Annotated in this window: 13 protein-coding genes; 10 read left to right on the top strand and 3 right to left on the bottom strand. The window is 71.3% G+C overall.

The features are described from left to right. The first annotated feature begins 15 nt into the window (after positions 1-15). Positions 16-1,506: a tRNA (N6-isopentenyl adenosine(37)-C2)-methylthiotransferase MiaB gene (gene miaB / locus ABD858_RS24265; protein WP_345041191.1), complete on the top strand. Its 1,491-nt coding sequence runs from the start codon at positions 16-18 to the stop codon at positions 1,504-1,506. Positions 1,507-1,751: 245 nt separating this feature from the next. Continuing rightward, entirely contained in the window at positions 1,752-2,462 is a 711-nt protein-coding gene (locus tag ABD858_RS24270) for a class III extradiol dioxygenase subunit B-like domain-containing protein (RefSeq protein WP_345041193.1), read from the top strand. A 67-nt stretch (positions 2,463-2,529) separates the two neighbouring features. Here ABD858_RS24270 and ABD858_RS24275 read toward each other — a convergent pair whose 3' ends face one another. Together ABD858_RS24275 and ABD858_RS24280 are read right to left on the bottom strand one after the other, a co-directional pair. Beyond that, complete coding sequence (locus ABD858_RS24275) at positions 2,530-2,781, bottom strand: antitoxin (RefSeq protein WP_425586241.1); 252 nt, start codon at positions 2,779-2,781, stop codon at positions 2,530-2,532. Between the two features lie 39 nt (positions 2,782-2,820). Then, positions 2,821-3,039 (bottom strand): hypothetical protein, encoded by a 219-nt coding sequence (locus ABD858_RS24280; RefSeq protein ID WP_345041197.1) that lies wholly within the window; start codon positions 3,037-3,039, stop codon positions 2,821-2,823. Between the two features lie 183 nt (positions 3,040-3,222). Here ABD858_RS24280 and miaA point away from each other — a divergent pair, with 183 nt between their 5' ends. The 6 genes from miaA to hflX all read left to right on the top strand — a co-directional run bounded on the left by miaA (position 3,223) and on the right by hflX (position 11,514). Continuing rightward, on the top strand, positions 3,223-4,161 hold the full coding sequence (miaA, locus tag ABD858_RS24285) for a tRNA (adenosine(37)-N6)-dimethylallyltransferase MiaA (RefSeq protein WP_345041200.1): 939 nt from the start codon (positions 3,223-3,225) through the stop codon (positions 4,159-4,161). Between the two features lie 107 nt (positions 4,162-4,268). Next, positions 4,269-4,736 (top strand): hypothetical protein, encoded by a 468-nt coding sequence (locus ABD858_RS24290; protein ID WP_345044819.1) that lies wholly within the window; start codon positions 4,269-4,271, stop codon positions 4,734-4,736. A 259-nt stretch (positions 4,737-4,995) separates the two neighbouring features. Continuing rightward, positions 4,996-5,853 (top strand): diaminopimelate epimerase, encoded by an 858-nt coding sequence (dapF, locus tag ABD858_RS24295; RefSeq protein WP_345041202.1) that lies wholly within the window; start codon positions 4,996-4,998, stop codon positions 5,851-5,853. A gap of 318 nt (positions 5,854-6,171) precedes the next feature. Then, positions 6,172-8,325, top strand: coding sequence for a RelA/SpoT family protein (locus tag ABD858_RS24300; RefSeq protein WP_345041205.1), 2,154 nt, complete (start codon positions 6,172-6,174; stop codon positions 8,323-8,325). A 67-nt stretch (positions 8,326-8,392) separates the two neighbouring features. Then, a complete protein-coding gene (locus ABD858_RS24305; RefSeq protein ID WP_345041207.1) occupies positions 8,393-9,880 on the top strand; it encodes a M1 family metallopeptidase in 1,488 nt (495 codons plus the stop codon). Between the two features lie 131 nt (positions 9,881-10,011). After that, positions 10,012-11,514: a GTPase HflX gene (hflX, locus tag ABD858_RS24310; protein ID WP_345041209.1), complete on the top strand. Its 1,503-nt coding sequence runs from the start codon at positions 10,012-10,014 to the stop codon at positions 11,512-11,514. A 64-nt stretch (positions 11,515-11,578) separates the two neighbouring features. Here the strand turns inward: hflX and ABD858_RS24315 are convergent, their stop codons facing one another. Next, positions 11,579-12,793 (bottom strand): trypsin-like serine peptidase, encoded by a 1,215-nt coding sequence (locus ABD858_RS24315; protein WP_345041211.1) that lies wholly within the window; start codon positions 12,791-12,793, stop codon positions 11,579-11,581. 200 nt (positions 12,794-12,993) lie between these two features. On the opposite strand from ABD858_RS24315, the gene ABD858_RS24320 reads away from it, so the two are divergent. After that, positions 12,994-14,403 carry a diaminobutyrate--2-oxoglutarate transaminase family protein gene (locus tag ABD858_RS24320; RefSeq protein ID WP_425586242.1) on the top strand — a complete coding sequence of 470 codons (1,410 nt, stop codon included), beginning with the start codon at positions 12,994-12,996 and terminating at the stop codon, positions 14,401-14,403. A gap of 122 nt (positions 14,404-14,525) precedes the next feature. Beyond that, positions 14,526-16,436, top strand: coding sequence for an IucA/IucC family protein (locus ABD858_RS24325; RefSeq protein ID WP_425586345.1), 1,911 nt, complete (start codon positions 14,526-14,528; stop codon positions 16,434-16,436). Positions 16,437-16,443 lie beyond the last annotated feature (7 nt).

Consider the following 16,443-nt stretch of genomic DNA (forward strand, 5'->3'; position numbering starts at 1 on the left):
ACCCTGGTGTGCGAGATGAGCGCGAAGACTTACGAGGTGCGCACCTACGGGTGCCAGATGAACGTCCACGACTCCGAGCGGCTGTCGGGCCTGCTGGAGGACGCCGGATACGTACGTGCGCCCGAGGGCACGGGTGAGGGCGAGGCCGATGTCATCGTCTTCAACACCTGCGCGGTGCGGGAGAACGCCGACAACAAGCTGTACGGCAATCTCGGCCGGCTCGCCCCGATGAAGGCCGCACGCCCCGGGATGCAGATCGCCGTCGGCGGCTGCCTCGCCCAGAAGGACCGCGACACCATCGTGAAGAAGGCGCCGTGGGTCGACGTCGTCTTCGGTACGCACAACATCGGCAAGCTGCCGGTGCTGCTGGAGCGTGCCCGGATCATGGAAGAGGCGCAGGTCGAGATCGCCGAGTCGCTGGAGGCGTTCCCCTCCACGCTGCCGACCCGGCGCGAGTCCGCCTACGCCGCGTGGGTCTCCATCTCCGTCGGCTGCAACAACACCTGCACCTTCTGCATCGTGCCGGCGCTGCGCGGCAAGGAGAAGGACCGCCGTCCCGGCGACATCCTCGCCGAGATCGAGGCACTGGTCGCCGAGGGCGTCTCCGAGATCACCCTGCTCGGCCAGAACGTCAACGCGTACGGCTCCGACATCGGCGACCGCGAGGCCTTCAGCAAGCTGCTGCGCGCCTGCGGGAACATCGAGGGCCTGGAGCGGGTCCGCTTCACCTCGCCGCACCCGCGCGACTTCACCGACGACGTGATCGCCGCGATGGCCGAGACCCCGAACGCGATGCCGCAGCTGCACATGCCGCTCCAGTCCGGTTCGGACGCGATCCTCAAGGCGATGCGCCGCTCGTACCGGCAGGAGCGATTCCTCGGCATCATCCGGAAGGTGCGCGCGGCCATCCCGCACGCAGCCATCTCCACCGACATCATCGTGGGCTTCCCCGGCGAGACCGAGGAGGACTTCGAGCAGACCCTGCACACCGTGCGCGAGGCACGCTTCGCGAACGCCTTCACCTTCCAGTACTCCAAGCGCCCCGGGACCCCGGCCGCCGAGATGGAGAACCAGATCCCCAAGGAGGTCGTGCAGGCGCGCTACGAGCGTCTGGTCGCCCTGCAGGAGGAGATCTCCTGGGAGGAGAACAAGAAGCAGGTCGGCCGCACCCTGGACGTCATGGTCGCCGAGGGCGAGGGCCGCAAGGACGGTGCCACGCAGCGTCTTTCCGGCCGCGCTCCCGACAACCGCCTGGTTCACTTCACCAAGCCGGAGCAGGAGGTGCGTCCGGGCGATGTGGCGACCGTGGAGATCACTTACGCGGCCCCGCACCACCTGCTCGCCGAGGGCCCGACGACCGCGGTGCGTCGCACCCGCGCCGGTGACGCCTGGGAGAAGCGCAACGCCGGTGAGGCGGCGAAGCCGGCCGGCGTGATGCTGGGCCTGCCCACGGTGGGCGCCCCGGCCCCGCTTCCTCCGGTCACGGGCGGCTGCTCGGCGCACTGAGCGCACATACACGCCGAGGTGCGCTCCTGCGGTGCCCGCCAGTGCCGCGACCGGCAACGGTGCCCGTCGAGGAGCGGCGTCCGGTGCGTGCGATCGCAAGGCGGCCGAAGGCCCTCGTAGCAGCGCTCCTTGGGTTTTCGGCCAACACAGCGAGCGTGCGTGCCTGGGGGCACCCCTGGGGGAGGTGGCTGGGGGAGCGTCGCGACGGGTCAAACGTTGCCGGGAGGGGCACTAGGCTGCGGATCATGCTTGTTGCCGCAGCCGTCTGCCCCTGTCCGCCGCTGCTTGTGCCCGAAGTGGCGGCCGGTGCCGCGCCCGAGCTCGACGAGGCGCGGGACGCTTGTGCCGCAGCCCTCGGGGTGCTGGCCGCCGCCCGGCCCGAACTGCTGGTCGTCGTGGGGCCGGCCGGCCCCGAGGGGGCTGGACGGCACCTCATGGGGGCCACCGGTTCCTTCCGTGGCTTCGGGGTGGACCTGGAGGTGACCCTGGGGGCAGCCGGCCGGACCGCCGCACATGAGCTGCCCTCCTCGCTCGCCGTGGGCGCCTGGCTGCTCGAGCAGGCCGAGTCGTCCTCCGTCCCGGTCGAGGGACTCGGTGTGGAAGAGACGCTCGGCGCCGGGCAGTGTGCCGAGCTGGGGCGTGAACTCGCGGGCCGCGCGGGCCGCGTGGCCCTGCTGGTGATGGGTGACGGCAGTGCCTGTCGTACCGTCAAGGCGCCGGGCTATCTCGACGACCGCGCGGCCGGGTTCGACACCACGGCCGCCCGGGCACTGGAAGCGGCGGACCATGAGGCGCTTCTGACGCTGGACGAATCGCTGGCGCGGGAGCTCAAGGCGGCGGGCCGTGCCCCCTGGCAGGTGCTCGCGGGCGCCGCCGAGGGCGCGGGCCTGGGCGGACAGCTGCTCTACGAGAACGCGCCGTACGGGGTGGGCTACTTCGTCGCCCTCTGGTCGTAGCGAGGGCGCACCGTCATGCCGGCGGCCGGCCGTGGAGTCTCCGCTCCGCGGCCGGCCACCCGTGACGTCAGGAGGCCGGCGGAGTGCCCCCGGTGCCGCCCTCTTCCTTGGCGGGGTGCGCGAGGCGGTCCAGGGTCCCCTTCGCCTTGCCCGTACCCGACTGGATCTTGCTGCTGTACTTGTGCTTGGTCTTCTCGTCGACCGTCTTCGCAGCCTTCTCCAGGCCGTGTCCCAGCTTGTCGAGCTTGTCTCCGTGCTTCACCGCGTAGCCGGAGGCCTTTTCCTTGGCCGGGCCGAACTTGGTCTTCATCTTGTCCATGAAGCCCATGGGTCACCTTCCCTCAAGCGCAACTCGCGACTACTTGCGGGCGCCTTCTCCGGCTTCGTTGTCGGCCGCCTCCTCGGCCGACTGCTGCTTGGGAATCTCCACGCCCTCCGCAGTACCGGCCTCCGGAGTACTGTCGTCCGGCGGGGCCTGCACCATGGGCTCGGCCGTCCGAGTGGCGGTCGGTGTCTCCTCGGTTGACGCCGTGGCAGCCTCCTTGGACTTCCGACGAAACCGTTCAAAAACGCCCATATCTACTCCATAGTTTACTCGTGTGGGCTACATCCCGCGCAGCGAGATGCCCTCATCGCGCCGCCGGGAAGGGCCGGTGCGAGAAAACCGGCGGCGAGAACCTCGCAACTGGCAACGACCCTCGTTCCGTGCCGTTACGTCACTCGTTCGGGGGCGGCCTCCGGGGTTTGCGAGACTGGGACGGTGAGAAGTGCAGCTCCCGCACCGCGGGTCATCGCCGTCGTCGGTCCCACAGCGGCCGGAAAGTCCGATCTGGGCGTCGCCCTCGCCCGGCATTTCGGTGGCGAAGTCGTCAACGCCGACTCCATGCAGCTCTACCGGGGGATGGACATCGGCACCGCCAAGCTGACGCCCGAGGAGCGCGGAGGGGTGCCACACCACCTCCTCGACATCTGGGACGTCACCGAGACGGCCAGCGTCGCCGAGTACCAGCGGCTCGCGCGCGCGGAGATCGACCGGCTGCTCGCCGAGGGCCGTACGCCCGTCCTGGTCGGCGGCTCCGGCCTGTACGTACGCGGAGCCATCGACGCCCTCGAGTTCCCGGGCACCGACCCCGAGGTGCGGGCCCGTCTGGAGGAGGAGCTGACGCTGCGTGGCTCCGGTGTGCTGCACGCCCGACTGGCTGCCGCCGACCCCGAGGCCGCGCGGGCGATCCTGCCCAGCAACGGCCGGCGCATCGTCCGCGCGCTCGAAGTGATCGAGATCACTGGCAAGCCCTTCACCGCCAACCTCCCCGGCCACGACTCGGTCTACGACACGGTCCAGATCGGCGTCGACGTGGCCCGGCCCGAGCTCGACGAGCGCATCGCGCTGCGGGTCGACCGGATGTGGGAGGCGGGCCTCGTGGACGAGGTGCGCACCCTGGAGGCGCAGGGGCTGCGCGAGGGGCGCACGGCCTCACGTGCGCTCGGCTACCAGCAGGTGCTCGCGGCGCTCGCGGGGGAGTGCAGCGAGGACGAGGCGCGCGCCGAGACCGTGCGTGCCACCAAGCGCTTCGCCCGCCGCCAGGACTCCTGGTTCCGCCGTGACCCCCGGGTCGTCTGGCTGAGCGGTGCCGCCGAGGACCGTGCGGAACTCCCGCGGCGGGCGCTCACGTTGCTCGAACGAGGGATTACAGCCTGATCACGTGATGGCATCGGGACGCTCCGCCCGTCATTCCGGTGCCCGGGCACGTGCCATCATCGAGCTTCGATCGACCAGTGGAGTCCGGATTGGGAGGGCGCGTGGCGATGGAGGCCGGCCCTCGCGACGGAGAACAGCGAGCACAGGAAGACACTGCGCCCTTGAGTGCGTCGCTGAGTCCTGACGGGCCAGAAGAGCCGGACCTGCCCCCCGAGGCAGTGGATCTGACCACCGAGGCGGAGGTCGAGGTCGAGCTGCGCCCCCGGGGCCGGCTGCGGGTCTGGCAGCTCGCCCCCATCGTGATGCTCGCGGCGGTCGGTTCGCTGATGTTCGCCTTCCCGCTCGCCTTCGAGTTCGGCGACGGCGGAGCCGTGGTCGCCATGCTGGGTCTGCTGATCAGCTCCTGCGCCGCCGGTTGGGGCATGATGGCCGCCCGCCGGGTGGGGTACACCTGGCCCGGGCTGCCCGCGCGGGGCTCCGGCGACCGCCCCGACTGGCGGGTCGTCGTCCTGTATGCCGTGCTCGCCTCGGCGCTGGTCGCGCTCGCGGTCTGGCGAGTGGCCCGGCTCCGCTGAGTGCGGCGCGACCTCGTTCACCCCATGGCGAGTGAGCCGAAGAGAGCGCGGCTCCACGCGCCGGAGGTGCATATCGGCACGGTGAAAGGGAGTGGGGCCACCCCTGGGGGGCACCCGCAGCGGTAGCCGGGGAGATGGCTGCGGGAGGTAGCTCGGGAGCGCGGAGGCCGCGAGGAACGAGCGGTCGAGCACGATCGACCGTCGGCACAGCCTTGAGCGGTTTCGGAGGCGAACCGAGCCCAAAAGATACGATTGCCGCGTGAACCCTTCGCCGATCACCTTCCTCAAGGGCCACGGGACCGAGAACGACTTCGTGATCGTCCCCGACCCGGACAACGCCGTGGACCTGCCCGCCACCGCCGTGGCCAGGCTGTGCGACCGCCGGGCCGGCATCGGCGGTGACGGTCTGCTGCATGTCGTGCGGTCGGCCGCCCACCCCGAGGCCAGGGACATGGCCGGCGACGCCGAGTGGTTCATGGACTACCGCAACGGCGACGGCTCCGTGGCCGAGATGTGCGGCAACGGCGTGCGCGTCTTCGCCCACTATCTGCAGCACGCCGGGCTCGTCGGGGCAGGCGACCTGGCCGTCGCCACACGCGGCGGTGTCAAGCGCGTCCACCTCGACAAGCAGGGCGACGTCACCGTCTCCATGGGCCGCGCCCTGCTTCCCGAGGACGGCGTCACCGTGACCGTCGCAGGCCGCAGCTGGTCCGCCCGCAACGTCAACATGGGCAATCCGCACGCCGTCGCCTTCGTGGACGACCTGGCGCACGCGGGCAATCTGTTCTCCGTGCCCGCCTTCACGCCCGCCGCCGTGTATCCGGACGGTGTGAACATCGAGTTCGTCGTCGACCGCGGGCCCCGCCATGTCGCCATGCGGGTGTACGAGCGCGGCGTCGGCGAGACCCGCTCCTGCGGTACGGGCGCCTGCGCGGTGGCCGTCGCCGCGGCCCGCAGGGACGGCGCCGACCCCGCACTGACCGGCGCCCCCGTGACGTACACCGTGGACGTCCTCGGCGGCACCCTGGTCATCACCGAGCGTCCGGACGGCGAGATCGAGATGACCGGGCCCGCCGTCATCGTCGCCGAGGGCACGATCGACCCCTCGCTGCTCTAAGGGTGCCCGAACACAGGGCCCGCGGCGTCGCGGGTCGATGACTCTCGCCTGGCTGCGTTCTCGTCGTCGCGCGCAGCGCCGCTGCGCCCTCCTCCTCCGCCTTGCCGGACTCGGCCCTCGACCCGCTCCTCTCTCCGCGCTCCCCGTGCCCGGGCACCCAAACCGCGGGCGACTGAACCTTCGCTCGAATGGGTGATCCGGTTCACGCTGAGCGAGAGCTGGACTGCGCCACGTGGTGGGGTCGGTAGCATCAAGCACCGGCCCGGCGGGCCGAAGCCACGGCTCGCCCACCGCCGGTCGATGGTGCCGGAGGTGCCCATGAGTGCAGAGGCCGTCAATCCGGGCGCGCCCAGTCGAAAGCGCGCCCGCCCCAGGATCGACCTCCGTCGGCTGAGCCGCGCCGCGGTGCTCGGCCCCGCCTCCCGGGACCGGCTGCCGGATGCCATCGGGCATGTCGTGGAGGCGCACCGTGCGCATCATCCCGATGCCGATCCGGCTGTCCTGCACCGGGCGTACGTACTCGCCGAGTCCTCGCACCGGGGACAACTGCGCAAGAGCGGCGAGCCGTACATCACCCATCCGCTCGCCGTCACGCTGATCCTCGCCGAACTCGGCGCGGAAACCACCACCTTGACCGCCTCACTCCTCCACGACACCGTGGAGGACACCGAAGTGACCCTCGATCAGGTGCGCGAGGAGTTCGGCGAAGAAGTCCGCTATCTGGTCGACGGCGTGACCAAACTGGAGAAGGTCGATTACGGCGCCGCCGCCGAGCCCGAGACCTTCCGCAAGATGCTCGTCGCCACCGGCAGCGATGTCCGTGTCATGTCCATCAAGCTCGCCGACCGGCTGCACAACATGCGCACCCTCGGCGTGATGCGCCCCGAGAAACAGGCCCGGATCGCCAAGGTCACCCGGGACGTACTCATCCCGCTCGCCGAGCGGCTCGGTGTGCAGGCCCTCAAGACCGAGCTGGAGGACCTGGTCTTCGCGATCCTCCACCCCGAGGAGTACGAGCACACCCGCGCCCTCGTCGCGGCCGCCGCCACCGCCGAGGACCCGCTGACCGGCATCGCCGAGGACACCCGGGCCGTGCTGCGTGAGGCCGGTATCACGGCGGAAGTCCTCACCAGGCCACGGCACTTGGTCTCGGTGCACCGGGTCAGGCTCAAGCGCGGCGAGTTGCGCGGCGCGGACTACGGCCGGCTGCTGGTGCTGGTCGGAGAGGACGCCGACTGCTACGCCGTCCTCGGTGAACTGCACACCTGCTTCACCCCGGTGATCTCCGAGTTCAAGGACTTCATCGCCGCGCCCAAGTTCAACCTCTACCAGTCGCTGCACACCGCCGTCGCCTGCCGGGACGGCTCGGTCGCCGAAGTCCTCATCCGTACGCACCAGATGCACAAGGTCGCCGAGGCCGGCGTCGTCGCCCTCGGCAATCCCTACGCGGCGGCCGACGGCGCCGAGCCCGTCGACGGCGAGCGCGCCGACCCCACCAGGCCCGGCTGGCTCTCCCGCCTCCTGGAGTGGCAGCAGAACGCGCCCGACCCCGACACCTTCTGGACCTCGCTCCGCGCGGACCTGGCCCAGGACCGTGAGATCACGGTCTTCCGTACCGACGGCGGGACGCTCGGCCTGCCGGCCGGAGCCAGTTGCGTCGACGCCGCCTACGCGCAGTACGGCAAGGCCGCGCACGCCTGCATCGGGGCCCGGGTCAACGGCCGGCTCGCCACCCTCGGCACCGTGCTGAGCGACGGCGACACCGTGCAGCTGCTGCTCGCCCAGGACGCCGGCTCCGGGCCCTCGCCCGACTGGCTCGACCACGCCCGCACCCCCGCCGCCCGCATCGCCATCAGCGGCTGGCTGACCGCGCACCCCGAGGGGCCCACGGCCCCAGCCGCCTCCCTCGAGCTCTCGGCTTCTCCCCCGAGCTCTCGGCTTCGCTCGATCAGTGGGCACGCCCGTGAGCAGGGGGGACCCCCGTCGCGCCTGCCCCTCGCCGTCAACGCCCTGCCGCCGTCGGCCGCGGGTGCGGTGGTGGACCTGCCGGACGCCTCCGTGCGGCTCGCGGGCTGCTGTACGCCGGTGCCGCCCGACGCGGTCACCGGGTTCGCGGTACGCGGCGGTGTGGTGACCGTGCACCGCGAGGAGTGCCGGGCGGCAAAACGGATGAGGGCCGGCGGACGGGCGCCGGTCGGGGTGCGCTGGGCCGATACGGCGGACTGCCGGGTCACCCTGGTCGCCGAGTCGTTCGGGCGGCCACGGCTGCTCGCCGACCTCACCGAGGCCATCGCCACCGCGGGCGCCGCGGTCGTCTCGGCCACCGTGGAGCCGCCGAACGATCAACGGGTCCGGCACACCTACACCCTTCAGCTGCCGGACGCGTCAGGGCTGCCCGCCCTGATGCGGGCGATGCGGGACGTGCCGGGGGTGTACGACGTGAGCCGGTCGCAGCATCCGGCGACGGCCTGACCCCTTTCGGGTGGGCGCGGCGCGTGCCGTCGCCGCCGGTGCGGCGGCCACTGGTAGCGGTAGGGACATGCTGCTCTCCTCCCGGCTTCCTTCCAGGCCCCGTTCCTGGCTGTTCTCCCGCCGCCCGCGTGCCGCCCTGCTGGCCGCCGCCTCGGCCGCACTCGTCGCCGCCGCCCTGCCGGCGCCCACCGAACTCGGCATCGGCGATCCACTGTTCCCGGCCCTGGGCAACCCCGGTTACGACGTCCTCGCCTACGACATCGGCCTCACCTACGGAGGCAGCAACACCCAGCCGCTGGAAGCGGTCACCCGCATCTACGCAAGGACCACCGCACCGCTCGAACGCGTCAACCTGGACTTCGCCCGGGGCACGGTCCGCAGCGTCGAAGTGGACGGCAAGCCCGCCGCGTTCACCACGGCCGGCGAGGACCTGGTCATCACCCCCGGCAAGGCCCTCGACGACAACGAACTGGTGTGGATCACCGTCCGGCACACCAGCGTCCCGGGCGGCAGCGGCGGCTGGCTGCGCACCGGCGACGGGCTGGCCATGGCGAACCAGGCCGACGCCGCCCATCTGGTCTTCCCGTGCAACGACCACCCCGCGGACAAGGCGATCTTCACCTTCCGTGTCACCGCGCCCGACGGGCTGACCGCGGTCGCCAACGGACAGCCGCTGGTCACCACCACCCGGCGCGCGGGGAACACCACCTGGACCTACCGGACCGGTCACCCCATGGCCACCGAGCTGGCGCAGGTGTCCATCGGCCGCTCGGCCGTGGTGCACCGGAAGGGCCCGCACGGGCTGCCCGTGCGCGATGTCGTGCCCGCCGAGGACCGGGACCTGCTGGAGCCCTGGCTGAAGAAGACACCGGGCCATCTGGAATGGATGGAACAGCAGGTCGGACCGTACCCCTTCGAGACGTACGGACTGCTCGTCGCCGACACGGCCACCGGATTCGAACTCGAGACGCAGACGCTGTCGCTCTTCGAACGCGGACTCTTCACCCAGCCCGGGATCCCCGCGTGGTACATCGACGCGATCATGGTGCATGAGCTGGCCCACAGTTGGTTCGGCAACAGCGTCTCCCCGCGGCGCTGGTCCGACCTGTGGCTGAACGAAGGCCACGCCACCTGGTACGAGGCCCGGTACGCCGAGGAGCACGGCGGGATCTCGCTGCAGGAACGGATGAAGGATGCCTATGCCCTGTCCGACACCTGGCGTGCGGCCGGCGGCCCGCCCGCGGCGCCCAGGCAGGGCAAGCCCGGAGAGAAGCTAGGCCTCTTCCGTGCCGTGGTGTACGACGGCAGCGCCCTGGTCCTCTACGCGCTGCGGCAGACGATCGGAGCGGAAGCCTTCGGCCGCCTGGAGCGGAACTGGGTGGCGGAACACCGTGACTCCACGGCCACCACGGCCGACTTCGTGCGGCTCGCGTCCAAGACCGCCGGACGCGATCTGACCGGCTTCTTCAAGGACTGGCTGCACGGGCAGAAGACCCCGCCCATGCCCGGTCACCCGGACTGGCACAGCCGGCCACCGGCCGCTGACGGGCAGTGAAAACGGGGTGACGGCCCCGGCCGCGCCGTGCGACCATCTTCAGGTCGGCAGGCGACGCGGCCGCGGGGAATGATCAGCGCCCGTCACACGTTGTCACCGACGTAACAGACTCTCTTCGACGTAAGGATCCAATGACCTCCTCTTCTTCCCCTTCCCATGACGAGCAGCGCTTCGCGGAGACCTTCACCGAGAGCCTTCGGGCCGATGCCCTGATGGAAGAGGACGTCGCCTGGAGCCACGAGATCGACGGAGAGCGGGACGGCGACCAGTTCGACCGCTCCGACCGCGCGGCCCTGCGCCGTGTGGTGGGCCTCTCCACCGAGCTCGAGGACGTCACCGAGGTCGAGTACCGGCAGCTGCGCCTCGAGCGTGTGGTGCTGGTCGGAGTCTGGACCTCGGGGACCGTGCAGGACGCGGAGAACTCCCTGGCGGAGCTCGCGGCGCTCGCCGAGACGGCCGGCGCCCTGGTGCTCGACGGCGTCATCCAGCGCCGCGACAAGCCCGACCCGGCCACGTACATCGGCTCGGGCAAGGCGCAGGAGCTGCGCGACATCGTGCTCGAGACCGGGGCCGACACCGTGGTCTGCGACGGTGAGCTCAGCCCCGGCCAGCTGATTCAGCTGGAGGATGTCGTCAAGGTCAAGGTGGTCGACAGGACCGCCCTGATCCTCGACATCTTCGCCCAGCACGCCAAGTCCCGAGAGGGCAAGGCGCAGGTCTCGCTCGCGCAGATGCAGTACATGCTGCCGCGGCTGCGCGGCTGGGGTCAGTCGCTGTCCCGGCAGATGGGTGGCGGTGGCTCCGGCTCCTCGGGTGGCGGTATGGCCACCCGTGGTCCCGGTGAGACCAAGATCGAGACGGACCGGCGGCGGATCCGCGAGAAGATGGCGAAGATGCGCCGGGAGATCGCGGAGATGAAGACCGGCCGCGAGATCAAGCGTCAGGAGCGCAAGCGTCACCAGGTGCCGTCCGTCGCGATCGCCGGATACACCAACGCCGGCAAGTCCTCGCTGCTCAACCGGCTCACCGGCGCGGGCGTGCTGGTGGAGAACGCTCTGTTCGCCACCCTCGACCCGACCGTTCGCCGGGCCGAGACACCGAGCGGACGGCTCTACACCCTCGCCGACACCGTCGGCTTCGTCCGGCACCTGCCGCACCACCTCGTCGAGGCGTTCCGCTCCACCATGGAGGAGGTCGGCGACTCCGACCTGATCCTGCATGTGGTGGACGGTGCGCACCCGGCGCCGGAGGAGCAGCTGGCCGCCGTGCGCGAGGTGATCCGCGATGTGGGCGCGCTCGACGTGCCCGAGATCGTGGTGATCAACAAGGCGGATGCCGCCGATCCGCTGGTGATCCAGCGTCTGCTGCGCATCGAGAAGCGTTCCATCGCCGTCTCGGCGCGTACCGGAGAGGGCATCGAGGAGCTGCTCAGGCTCATCGACGCCGATCTGCCGCGGCCGGCGATCGAGATCGAGGCGCTGGTGCCGTACGCGCACGGTCGTCTGGTCGCGCGGGCGCACGACGAGGGCGAGGTGATCTCCGAGGAGCACACCGCGGAGGGCACCCTGCTCAAGGCGCGGGTGCACGAGGTGCTGGCCGCGGAGCTCGCTCCGTACGTACCGGTGGCGCGCTGACCCTACGAACGAAGGCCCGCTCCCCCCGAGGGGGGAGCGGGCCTTCGCTCATGCGTCCGTGGGCCTACCGGCCGCCGAACTTCTCGCTCATCGTCGTGTAGATCTCCTTGGCTTCCTCACCCAGGCGCGGTCCGGCGAGCCAGCCGGCCGTCACCGGGCCGATCGAGGTGTTGGAGACCAGCGCCGGCTTTCCGTCCCGGCCCGTGGCCACCCAGCCGCCGCCCGAGGAACCGCCGGTCATGGTGCAGCCGATGCGGTACATCGTGGGCTGGTCGGCGCTGAGCGAGAGCCGGCCCGGCTTGTCCGCGCACTGGAACAGCTTCTGACCGTCGAAAGGCGGCGCGGCCGGATAGCCGGTCGCCGTCATGGTGCCGATCTTGGGCGCAGCCGGAGCGGCGAACTCCACCGGGAGGGCCGAACCGACCGTCTCCTCCAGCGACTTGCCGCCCTTCTCCGGGGTGACGTGCAGCACCGCGAAGTCGTACGGAGCGCCCTGACCGCCGGTCGGGCCGCCCTGCGAGATCCACTGCTCGGACGTCTGCGCCCAGTCGGCCCAGTAGACGCCGAACGGGGCGACGTCCTCCTTGGTGGCGCCCGCCAGCTCCGCCGCCGGCTTGCCGTCGTTGTTGTAGGAGGGGACGAAGGCGATGTTGCGGTACCAGCCGCCGTTCTTGCCGGCGTGGACGCAGTGGCCCGCGGTCCACACCATGTTGGACCTGCCGGGGTTGGCCGGGTCCTTGACCACCGTCGCGGAGCAGACCATCGACCCCTCGGGCCCGTCGAAGAAGACCTTTCCCGCCTCGGCCGCGCTCTCGTGGTACGGCGTGTCCGCCGCCTTCGCCTGGACGGGCCGTGGGGTCGGGTCGGTCACCCCGGTGTCACCGGAGATGTCGTTGTCGACCGGCTTGTCGGGCTGCTCCGCGTCCCGCATCCGGTCCGGGTCCCACAGATCCTCGATGATCGGGTTGACGAAGTCCTGGGCCTCACGCAGCCACTTGTCCCTGTCCCAGTTCTTCCACTCGCCGTTCCTCCACTTGTCCAGGTCGATCCCGTGCTTCTTGAGCTTGTCCTTGAGATCGTCCGGGATGGTGATCTTGTTGTCGCCGCCCGCTGCCGCCGAAGCGGACGGGTCGGCCGCCGCGTTGTCGTCGCTCGGGCCGCAGGCGGTGGCCGTCAGCGCGAGCGCCGTGGTCAGGACGGCCGCCGCGAGAACGGGGGAGGTTCCACGACGGGCGCTCCCTGCGCCGCGGGCTGACAGGTTCGGGCGTATCGGTCGCATGTGTCGTGATCCCCCTGGGACTTCGAAGACGTGATGGCATCCCCACTATGCCCGCGTCGTCGGGGGCGGTACGGGCCAGGTCGGCTTTCCGTTCCCGCAATCGATCCGGTGTTGCCCGTGATCCTTTGCTCCCGGCGTCGTTGGTACGTACGGGGGACCCATCAACAGCGTTCAGGGCGGCCGTCAGCGCGGCGCCACGGATGTGCAACGGAACCGTCACAGCAGGAGGAACGACAGACGTGGCCGTGTCCGAAACCGCTGCGGCGGTACCCGCTCCGGCATCTCCGTCCGTACACGAGGGGATTCTGCGGCGGCAGTCGCTGCGTGAGTCGGCGGCCCGCACCTACGCCCGCTCGCTGCCCATCGTGCCCGTACGGGCACGGGGACTGACGATCGAGGGGGCGGACGGCCGGCGGTACCTCGACTGTCTTTCGGGAGCCGGGACACTGGCCCTCGGGCACAACCATCCGGTGGTCCTCGAAGCCATCAGGAAGGTCCTGGACTCCGGGGCGCCCCTGCATGTGCTGGACCTCGCCACGCCCGTCAAGGACGCCTTCATCACAGAGCTGTTCAGCACCCTTCCGTCCGGGCTCGCCGACAACGGACGCGTGCAGTTCTGCAGCCCGGCCGGCACGGACGCGGTCGAGGCCGCCCTCAAACTCGTGCGCACCGCGACCGGACGCAAGGGGCTGCTCGCCTTCACCGGCGCGTACCACGGCATGACGGCGGGCTCCCTCGACGCCTCCGGCGGCGCCGAGGACGTACGCGTCACCCGGCTGCCCTATCCGCACAGCTACCGCTGCCCCTTCGGAACCGGCGGGGAGCACGGCGCGGAACTGGCCGCCCGCTGGACCGAGAACCTGCTCGACGACCCCAAGAGCGGGGTGACCACCCCGGCCGGCATGATCCTCGAACCCGTACAGGGCGAGGGCGGGGTGATCCCGGCCCCCGACTCCTGGATGCGCCGGATGCGCCGGATCACCGCCGACCGCTCCATCCCGCTGATCGCCGACGAAGTACAGACCGGGGTCGGCAGGACCGGCGCCTTCTGGGCGGTCGAGCACAGCGGCATCGTGCCCGATGTGATGGTGCTGTCGAAGGCCATCGGCGGCTCGCTGCCCCTGGCGGTGGTGGTCTACCGGGACGATCTCGACGCCTGGCAGCCCGGCGCGCACGCCGGCACCTTCCGGGGCAATCAGCTCGCCATGGCGGCCGGTACGGCCACGCTCGCGTACGTACGGAAGAACGGGCTCGCCGAGCGGGCCGCCGTCCTCGGCGCGCGCATGCTCGACCAGTTGCGGGAACTGACCGCCGAGCACCCGTGCGTCGGCGACGTACGCGGCCGGGGGCTGATGATCGGCCTGGAACTCGTCGCCCCGGAGGCGTCCGGCCGTCAGCCCGCCGAAGCCCCGCCCGCCGACCCTGCCCTCGCCGTCGCCGTACAGCGGGAGTGCCTGCGCCGCGGGCTCATCGTCGAACTCGGCGGCCGCGACTCCGCCGTCGTCCGGCTGCTGCCTCCCCTCACGCTCACCGACGAACAGGCCATGGCGGTCCTCGACCGGCTGGCCGACGCCCTGGCAGCCGCCACCCGGACAAGGGAGAGCCTGTGAACCCCACCCCCGCATCCGACGCCCCCGTCACCCCGCTCGCGGACGGACCGGCCGCCGTGCCGCACCAGAAGGCGGGGGTCCTCGCGGAGCACCTCACCCCGCACAGCGGTCCGTCCGAACCGCTGGACGACCCCGACCCGTACACCGCGGCGGACGCGGCAGCCGTCGAGAACCTGCTGCGCTGCTGGGTACGGGAGAACGATCTCGCCGCACCTGACGGGACCGTCCTGAGGGTCCCGCTGCCCGCCAGCGGCACCGTCCTCCTCGTCCCCGTCCTCTACTGGTCGCCCACTGGATGGCACCGCTTCGGCGCACCTGCCCTGGATGACGCCCCCCAGGGCGCCCTGCCCGTCGACGCGGTCACCCTCGCAGCCCTCATCGGCCGCGAGTCGGATGGGGGGTCGGCGAGTGAGCCGAAGGGGGCGCGGCTGTGTCGAGAGGGAGTGGGGGCACCTCTGGGGGTCCCCTGGGGGCACCCCCAGCGGCAGCTGGGGGAGGTAGCCGGGGGAGGTGGCTGGGGGAGCGCGGAGGTCCCGACGAAGGAGGGACCGAGCACGATCGACCGTCGACACATCCTTGAGCGCCCCCGGAGGCGAACCGAGCCCGAAACAACTGATCTGGTCGCCAGGGTGGCCGACTCGGTGTGCCGCACCGCCTCCTTCATCGCCGAGCGGCGCCACAGCGCCGGCCCCGATCCACGGGCGGACCTCTTCCTCACCGCCGAGCAGTCACTGCTCCTCGGACATCCGATGCACCCCACCCCCAAGAGCAGGGAAGGGCTCTCCGAGGCCGAGGCGCGCCTGTACTCCCCAGAGCTGTACGGATCCTTTCCGCTGCACTGGTTCGCGGTGGACCGCTCCGTACTGGCCGCGGACTCGGCATGGACGGAACGCGGCCGTGTCGTGCCCGCCGAGCGGCTCACGGGACGGCTGGCCGGCGAGCTCCCCCTGCCCGGCGGCTGCGTGGCACTGCCCCTCCACCCCTGGCAGGCACAGGAGTCGAGGCACCGGCCCGCCGTCGCCGCGCTGCTCGACGCCGGGCTGCTGCACGACCTCGGCCCGTACGGCGACCACTGGCACCCCACCTCCTCCGTACGCACCGTGCACCGCCCCGGTGCACCCGCCATGCTCAAGCTGTCGCTGGCCCTGCGCATCACCAACTCCCGGCGCGAGAACCTCCGCAAGGAACTCCACCGCGGCGTCGAGGTGCACCGGCTGCTGCGCGGCGGCCTCGCCCAGCAGTGGCACGCGGCCAACCCCTGCTTCGACATCGTCCGCGACCCCGCGTGGCTCGCCGTCGACACCCCCGACGACGAACCGGTCACCGGACTCGACGTCGTCCTGCGGCACAACCCCTTCGGCTTCGGCGACGACGCCGTGTGCATCGCCGGCCTCACCGCCCCTCGCCCCTGGCCCGGCAGGACCGGGGTGCGGTCGCGCCTCGCCGACATCGTCGCCCGGCTCTCGGCCCGCACCGGGCGGCCCGCCACGGCCGTCGCCGCCGAATGGTTCCTGCGCTACCTCGACCATGTCGTCCGCCCGGTGCTCCGGCTCGACGGCATGGCCGGTATCGCGCTGGAGGCACACCAGCAGAACACCCTGGTGCTGCTGGACCCGGAAGGCTGGCCGTGCGGCGGCCGCTACCGGGACAACCAGGGCTACTACTTCCGCGAGTCCCACCGCGACGCACTCGAACAACGGCTGCCGGGCATCGGGGCCGCCAGCGACACCTTCGTCGACGACGCCGTCACCGACGAACGCTTCGCCTACTACCTGGGGATCAACAACGTCCTCGGCCTCATCGGGGCGTTCGGTTCCCAACGGCTCGCGGACGAGCGGGTCCTGCTCGCCGCCTTCCGCCAGTTCCTCGGCACCGCCACCACCCTGGGATCCCCGCTGCCCGCCCAACTGCTGGCCGCACCGGTCCTGCGCTGCAAGGCCAACCTCCTGACCCGGCTGCACGGCCTCGACGAACTCGTCGGCCCGGTCGACACCCAGTCCGTCTACGTCACCATCGCCAATCCGTTGCGCTGACAGGAGT

Origin of the sequence: Streptomyces sannanensis, from assembly GCF_039536205.1 — a bacterium.
Classification (GTDB): Bacteria; Actinomycetota; Actinomycetes; order Streptomycetales; family Streptomycetaceae; genus Streptomyces; species Streptomyces sannanensis.

Excerpts from the sequence above, each read along its gene's own strand:
- hflX (WP_345041209.1), top strand. The coding sequence starts at position 10,012 with ATGACCTCCTCTTCTTCCCCTTCCCATGACGAGCAGCGCTTCGCGGAG.
- ABD858_RS24305 (WP_345041207.1), top strand. The coding sequence starts at position 8,393 with ATGCTGCTCTCCTCCCGGCTTCCTTCCAGGCCCCGTTCCTGGCTGTTC.
- ABD858_RS24300 (WP_345041205.1), top strand. The coding sequence starts at position 6,172 with ATGAGTGCAGAGGCCGTCAATCCGGGCGCGCCCAGTCGAAAGCGCGCC.
- miaB (WP_345041191.1), top strand. The coding sequence starts at position 16 with ATGAGCGCGAAGACTTACGAGGTGCGCACCTACGGGTGCCAGATGAAC.
- ABD858_RS24275 (WP_425586241.1), bottom strand. The coding sequence starts at position 2,781 with ATGGACAAGATGAAGACCAAGTTCGGCCCGGCCAAGGAAAAGGCCTCC.
- ABD858_RS24270 (WP_345041193.1), top strand. The coding sequence starts at position 1,752 with ATGCTTGTTGCCGCAGCCGTCTGCCCCTGTCCGCCGCTGCTTGTGCCC.
- ABD858_RS24290 (WP_345044819.1), top strand. The coding sequence starts at position 4,269 with ATGGAGGCCGGCCCTCGCGACGGAGAACAGCGAGCACAGGAAGACACT.
- ABD858_RS24315 (WP_345041211.1), bottom strand. The coding sequence starts at position 12,793 with ATGCGACCGATACGCCCGAACCTGTCAGCCCGCGGCGCAGGGAGCGCC.
- ABD858_RS24280 (WP_345041197.1), bottom strand. The coding sequence starts at position 3,039 with ATGGGCGTTTTTGAACGGTTTCGTCGGAAGTCCAAGGAGGCTGCCACG.
- ABD858_RS24320 (WP_425586242.1), top strand. The coding sequence starts at position 12,994 with ATGTGCAACGGAACCGTCACAGCAGGAGGAACGACAGACGTGGCCGTG.